Here is a 1,293-nt window from a genome sequence, read left to right as displayed (position 1 = left end):
GCCCACAACGGTGAGCGTGGAAGCCAAAGCCACCTGGCCGGCGTCGGGCGTTGCCGATCCCAGCGCGGCGTCCACCGCCACGTTGCTCCACAAACGGACCACGGCGAACAGCAGGGGAGCAGCCCACAGCGTCCAGCGCAGTGCCTTTCCGGCCACATTGGTGCCGATGAGCAGAAGCCAGGTGAAACCGAAGATCAGCGGAAACAGGGTTCCGGCGGTCTTGTGGATGTAGCTGAGCTGTCCGCGGGCGTCGTCCGTCATGGCGCCATGCAATTGGTGGACGTAATCGGTGGAGAACCCGCCGATGAGGGAATCGGGCATGGCCATGCCGCCGGACAACTGGGTCATCTGGTTCAGGGTCAGCAGGTGCACATACCAAAACAGGAAAAGGCTGGCCACGACCCCGGCAATCACTATGAGGCGGCCGTTGTTCTGGGCCTTCTCGGGCGACCGCTGGGTGGTGGGATTGATCACCGACGGCAAGTGGTGCTGGGGGAGAGCGGCATTGGCGCCGTGCTTCTTGATGCGTTGGGCTGGGGTCTTGGCCATGTCATTCATTATCCCGCCACATAAGCTGGACCCATGACCACTGGCAGGCACTCCGCCACAGAACTTGATCCATCGCTCGACGACTACGAACTCGCTGCCGCCCTGGTCCGGGAAGCCGGGCAGCTTGCCCTGCTGATGCGGATGGGCGGCCTGCAAGGCGAACGGAAGACCTCGGTTTCGGACGTGGTGACCGCCGCGGACCATGCGGCCGAGGCCTACGTCCTTGAGCAACTGCGCCGTTGCCGCCCCGACGACGGCATCCTGGGTGAAGAAGGAAGCTCGGTGGCTGGAAGAAGCGGCCGCACCTGGGTGATCGATCCCGTGGACGGTACCTACAATTTCCTGCACGGCTCCACCTATTGGTGCTCCGCGATCGCCTTGAAACGCGAGGGCACGGCATCACCCGGGACCGCCTCGGATGCCGACGTCATTCTCGGGGCCATCTATCAACCGGAGCTCGACAAGCTTTGGACCGGCGGCGAAGGGCATCCCGCGACCCTCAACGACGAACGGATTCCGGGACCGTCGGGTGCTGCCCTAAGTGAACTCGGTGCCGCGACCTACATCCACCCCACGTGGCTCGCCGATCCCCGAGCCGCCATGCCCTGGCATGCTGCAGCGGTGTCGGCAGCTTCATTGCGCATGTTCGGTTCCGGCTCTTGCGATCTCGGCCGGGTGGCCGACGGCGAACTGGGCTGCTGGTTCCAACACAGCTGCCCCGAGTGGGACTGGCTCCCCGGCAAG

Annotated in this window: 2 protein-coding genes; one reads left to right on the top strand and one right to left on the bottom strand. The window is 64.7% G+C overall.

Features of this window, described 5'->3' with window-relative positions:
* Positions 1-549, bottom strand: a 549-nt coding sequence (locus tag AHiyo1_RS07805; RefSeq protein WP_059388176.1) for a hypothetical protein, incomplete at its 3' end; no start/stop codon positions are given.
* A gap of 33 nt (positions 550-582) precedes the next feature.
* Here AHiyo1_RS07805 and AHiyo1_RS07800 point away from each other — a divergent pair.
* Positions 583-1,293 (top strand): inositol monophosphatase family protein (locus AHiyo1_RS07800; protein WP_059388175.1); only part of this gene is annotated, 711 nt, incomplete at its 3' end.

Source organism: Arthrobacter sp. Hiyo1 (genome assembly GCF_001263615.2).
In the GTDB taxonomy this organism is placed as follows: Bacteria; Actinomycetota; Actinomycetes; order Actinomycetales; family Micrococcaceae; genus Arthrobacter.
The sequence above is the reverse complement of the archived record's forward strand: the minus strand, read 5'-3'. Positions and strand labels throughout refer to the sequence as shown.